3 protein-coding genes are annotated in these 4,198 nt (G+C 74.6%); 2 read left to right on the top strand and 1 reads right to left on the bottom strand.

The features are described from left to right. Both ACFU99_RS35335 and ACFU99_RS35340 read left to right on the top strand, forming a co-directional pair. On the top strand, nucleotides 1-318 hold a 318-nt coding region (locus tag ACFU99_RS35335; protein ID WP_384400211.1), incomplete at its 5' end, for a hypothetical protein. Beyond that, entirely contained in the window at nucleotides 315-2,525 is a 2,211-nt protein-coding gene (locus ACFU99_RS35340) for an NB-ARC domain-containing protein (protein ID WP_384400214.1), read from the top strand. The genes ACFU99_RS35335 and ACFU99_RS35340, both read left to right, overlap by 4 nt. On the opposite strand, the gene ACFU99_RS35345 is transcribed toward ACFU99_RS35340, so the two are convergent. Next, nucleotides 2,513-4,198: hypothetical protein (locus tag ACFU99_RS35345; protein ID WP_384400216.1), on the bottom strand; the 1,686-nt coding region annotated here is incomplete at its 5' end. The genes ACFU99_RS35340 and ACFU99_RS35345 overlap by 13 nt on opposite strands.

Raw genomic sequence — 4,198 nt, forward strand, 5'->3', positions numbered from 1 at the left:
CTGGAAATCTCCCGCGCGGAACTGACGGCCGCCCGCGACGAGTCGGACGAGGCGACCGCCGCCGACATCGAGGCCGGGTGGCGGCTGCGGATGGGGCGCGTACTGCGGGCCGACCCGGCCGCCGCCGACGAGCTGCGGGCCCTTCTGGCGGAACTGGACCCTCCGGCGGAGGGGCGCGGCGGCGGCTCGGTGTCCAACAGCGTCAGCGGCGGCGTGCAGAACGGCCCGGTCGTCCAGGGGCGTGACTTCTCCAACCTGACCTTCCACGTCCCGGGCGTCGCTGTGAGGTCCGAGCAGGACGGGCAGGCGCCGCGGTGAGCGGTGTCTCCGACGGCCGCTCCGCGCCGCAGCATGTCACCAACGAGCTGTCCGGGAACGTGTACGGGCCGAGCGTGCAGGCCGGGCAGATCCACGGCGGCATCGCCTACACCGTAATCCAGATGCCTGAACCCGACAGCTGGCCGAAACCGGATCAGGTGCCGCCGCTGACGACCCGGTTCGTCAACCGCGTACGGGAATTGGCGGACCTCGACAGGTTGCTGAGCGGCGGCGGGAGCGGCAGCGGCGAAGACGACTCAGGCATTGGCCTGGGACTCCTCACCGGGCTGCCCGGCATCGGCAAGACGGCCACCGCCTGCCGGTGGGCGCAGCTCTCCCGCGACCTGTTCCCGGACGGGCAGATCTACATCGACTTCTCCGCGCTGCGCGACGGCGAGGGCGGCGACGTCTCCGAGGCCGTCGGCATGGGGCTGCGCGCCCTCGGTGTCATGGACGCCTATATGCCGAAGTCGCTCGCCGAACGGACCGCGCTGTTCCGTACGCGCTCCGCGGGCCGCCGCATGCTCGTCGTCCTCGACGACGTGAACCACCCCGCGCAGGTCAGACCCCTCGTACCGAAGGGGCCGGGCAGCGCCGTCCTGATCACGAGCAACGCCCGCCTCGGCGAACTCGCCTTGGACGGAGCCCGCTTGATGCCCCTCGATCCGCTCGACCACGAGGGCGGCATGCGGCTGCTGGCCGCGCGCTGCGGCGAGGAGGCCGTGGCGGCGGAGCGTACGGCCGCCGAGCGGCTGGTGGAGCTGTGCGGCGGGCTGCCGGTCGCGCTGCGCGTCGTCGCGGCGCGGCTGGCGGCCTCGCCCCGGCTGACGATGACCGCCCTGGCCGCCGAACTCGCCGACGAGACCCGGCGGCTGACCGGCATGGCCTTACGAGGAAAGCAGCGAGGGGAGCACTCGGTGTCCGCAGCGCTCGGCCCCGCCTACCGGGAGCTGGAGCCGGCCGCCGCCCGCCTCTACCGGCTGCTGGGCCGGCTCCCGGCCCGCACCTTCGACGACGGCACGGCCGCCGTCGCCGCGGATCTCGCCCCGGCGGACGCCGGACCCCTGCTGGACGACCTGGTCACGGCCGGGCTGCTCGACGTCACCCCGGAGGGCCGCTACCGCCAGCACGACCTCGTACGGCTGCACGCCCGCGAGCGCGCCGCGGAGGAGGAGCCGCAGGCCGCGCTGCGCGCCCTGACGGAACGGGTGGTGACGCACTACCTCGCCCTCACCGCGTTCGCGGACCGCGCCATCCGCGCGGACCGGCTGCGCATCGCCGACCTCGACGGCTTCCTGAGTGGCGCTCCCGACCCCTTCGCGGAGCCGGACGGGGCCCCGGGCCCGCCGCCGCTGGCCTGGCTGGAGGCCGAGCGCGCCAACATCCTCGCCGTGCTGCGCGACGCCGCCCGGCACGGGCTCCACACCCCCGTATGGCAGCTGGCGGAAGCCTTCACCGTCCTCTTCCTGCACCGCAGGCACCTCGCGGACTGGAAGGAGTCCCTGGAGATCGGGGCGGCCTCGGCCACCGAGTCCGTGGCGCCCGCCGCCGAGGCGCGGCTGCGCAGCCTGCTGTCCCGGCCGCTGATGGACCTCGGCGCGTACGACCGGGCGCGCACGGAGCTGGAGGCGGCCGTCGCGTGCGCCGACGTCTCCGGGCACACGGTGCTGCGGGCGTCCGTGCAGGAGTTCTCCGGCCGGTACTGGGACCGGTTCGACCCGGCCCGCGCCATGGCCGCGTACCGGCTCTCCCTCGACCTCAACACCGAGGCGGGAGAGGTGCGCGGCGCGGCCATCGCCGCCTACTTCCTGGGGTGCGCGCAGGACGCGGGCGGCGACCACCGCGGCGCGCTGGACACGTTGCGCGACGCGTACGAGCGGCTGACGGAGCGCGGCGACGCGCGGATGGCCGCCCGCGCGCTTGCCGCCATCGGCGCGGCCCATGACCACGCGGGCGATACGGGCGAGGCGACGCGGGCGCTGACCGAGGCGGCGCGGGTGCTGCGGGAGGGCGACGCGACGCACTACGAGGCGCAGGCACTGGTGCTGCTCGCGGACATCGAGGAGCGTACGGGCAGCGAGCGGGAGTCCGTACGGGCGCACCTGGCCCGGGCGTTGGAGATCTACGCGGCGGGCGGGAGCCTGGAGGCTGAGGTGATGCGAGAGCGGCTGGAGGGGCTGGAAAGTCAGGGGGGTCAGGGGAGTTGAGCGGTGGGGCGGAGGCGTAGCGCTACGTCCTCCTCGCGCGCCGCGCCTACGCGCAGCGTCACGATCGTGCCGTCCAGCGGGATGTTTGCGCGCAGGCATGTGTAGATGACGGCCGCGCACAGGCCGGGGTCGGTGTCCGTCCCGGTGGCCGTCGCCTCCGCCCTCCGCCCGTCGCGCAGCCCCGCCAGCACGCTCCCGTTTTTTAGTGTCGCGACGGCGAGGAGGCAGCCGGTGAATGCGGCCAGCGTCTCGTCGATCCAGCGCAGGGCGGCGACGGCGGACCGCGCGGGGAAGCGGTCGACCAGTACGGACGCGCTCTCCGTCAGCCGCTGGTCCTGCTCTTCCGCATCGCTCGCGAGGTGGGCGTAGACGCCTTCCGCCGTCTCCTCGTCGGTCGTGGGGTCTTCGGCCGCTGCCGCGGGGCGGCGGCGCACCGTGACCGCCCACTGCCCCGACTCGACGGACGCCGTGGTGACCACGCGCCACGAGGTGACGTCGGCGGCGGGTGGCGACGCCGGGGCGGGGAGCGCCGGCAGGGGAGGGGCGGAGCGCGGTTCGGGCAGCTTGAGCAGCTCGTACACGGCGGTGCGCAGCCGCGCGACCGCCTGGCCCGGCTCCGCGAACGCGCGCCGCGCGATGTCCGCGTAGCGGTCCGGGGTGTGGGTCCGTACGGCGTTCTCGACCTGCTCGTACAGGTCGCCGTGCGCATCGAGGCGGGGCGCGGCGCGGCCGAGTCCGGCGGCGGCCGTCTCCGGTACGGCGTCGCTGCCGAAGGCGGCGAGCAGGACGGGCTTGCCGAGCGCGGCCCCGTACAGGGTCACCGAGCCGTGGTCCCCTATGACGATGTCGGCCGCGGTGAGTGCGGACCGCCAGTCGTGCACCGGCGACATCGGCAGCAGACCGGCGTCCACGGCCGGTGCGAGAATCCTGTGGATCTCCCAATCCCCGTGTGCCGACCGTACGTTGGGGTGGGTGATGGCGGCCACGCGGTACTCGTCGTACGGCAGTTCCGCCAGCAGTCTGCGGACGAGGTCCGGGTCCCGGCCGAGCAGTGACGTGGGGCCCCAGGTGGAGCTGAGCACGGCCAGCCGCCGGCCGCCGGTGACACCGAGCGCGCGCCGGTGCTCGTCGCGCCGCGGCAGGCCGCGCAGCAACTGGTCGAAACAGGGGTCGCCGACGAGCAGGGTGCGCCCGGCGGTCTTCGGGTGCGCGGCGGCCAGCTGCTCCTCCTGTTCCGGGTGCGAGACGGCCAGCCATGCCCGGCCCGCCTCCAGCAGCGTGTCCGGCACCATCCCGGACAGGCGGCTGCGCGGGGAGCGGGAGTCCGGCACCAGCTTCTGGAAGCCGATGCCGTGCGGGAGCACGAGCACGGGGCAGTCGCCCGCCGGGACGTCGATGTTCTCGCTGGCGGAGACGATGAGGTCGGGCTCGATGTCGGCCAGCTGGGTCCACGGCATGACGCGGCACCCGGCGTCGTGGAGCAGGTCGAGGACGCCGTCGTTGAAGGCGGAGGCGGGGTCGTACGCGAAGACGACGGCCAGCCGGTCGTCGCCGCGCAGGAGGTCCGGGAGGGTTTCGAGGACGCGTACGGTCGAGGTGACGGTGCGGGCGGCGGCTACGACGGTCCTGCGGCCGGGGAACGTGCGCCAGCGGTGGGCGTCGGAGCCCACGGG

It is taken from the genome of Streptomyces sp. NPDC057654 (assembly GCF_042800135.1).
Classification (GTDB): Bacteria; Actinomycetota; Actinomycetes; order Streptomycetales; family Streptomycetaceae; genus Streptomyces.